At 72.7% G+C, this 783-nt stretch carries 1 pseudogene; it reads right to left on the reverse strand.

What is annotated here, in order from left to right:
• Nucleotides 1–783: pseudogene (locus EN742_RS36535) on the reverse strand (helix-turn-helix domain-containing protein); the annotation flags it as partial.

The raw sequence follows: 783 nt of genomic DNA on the forward strand, positions 1-783 counted from the left end.
CCTGAGCAGCGTCTCGCGCGAGGCATCCCCCGGCCAGGCCTCGGCGAGCGTGCGCGCCAGGACAAACAGCACCGGCCGGCTGGCCAGCGAGACAACCTTATCGGCTTCACGCACGACATTGCGGCAGGCATCGATAACGAACGCGCCGGACGCCAGCAGCGTCTCGACCTCATCGAGCGGCAGCAATTTCTCCGATCCCTGCGCAATCTGCCGGCCTACGGGCGTGTTCAACACCAGGGAGGCCGCTTCGACCTCCGCCCTCAGCGCCGGAATCTTGGCCTCGTAGGCGGCGAGCGATGCCCGGCCGAACGCCGAGCGCGCCGCCTTCGTCCGCAGTCGCCGGACCGCGATGCCGGCGGCCGCGAGCTCATGTGCGACACGCGCGACCGGCGGCAGCGGCCCCGGATCGAAACCGGCAAGCAGGCGCTCGGCCTCGTCGAGGCGGCCGATCAGGATCAGGCGGCGCGCCTCGATACTGCCGGCATAGGCGGCATTCACCCGGTCGCCGTGCGCGTGAAGCGTCGCGCGCGCCGCCCGCAGCGCCTTTTCCGGCCAACCAAGATCGCGCGACACCAGCGCGATTTCGGCCTCGGCGACGACGCAGCGGGCGCGCGCCACCGCCTCCCTGGGGCTGAAGGCACGGGCCGCGCTCTTCAGCAGCGTCTTTGCCTTGGCGAAGTCGCCGAGCTGCGCCATGGCGATGCCGCGCAGCGCCAGCGCGGCCGGGTCCTGCCGCAGCGCGACGCGCCTCAGGGCGCCGAGCGGATCCCCCGCGGCCAGCGC

Origin of the sequence: Mesorhizobium sp. M4A.F.Ca.ET.020.02.1.1 (genome assembly GCF_004022645.1) — a bacterium.
Taxonomy (GTDB): domain Bacteria; phylum Pseudomonadota; class Alphaproteobacteria; order Rhizobiales; family Rhizobiaceae; genus Mesorhizobium.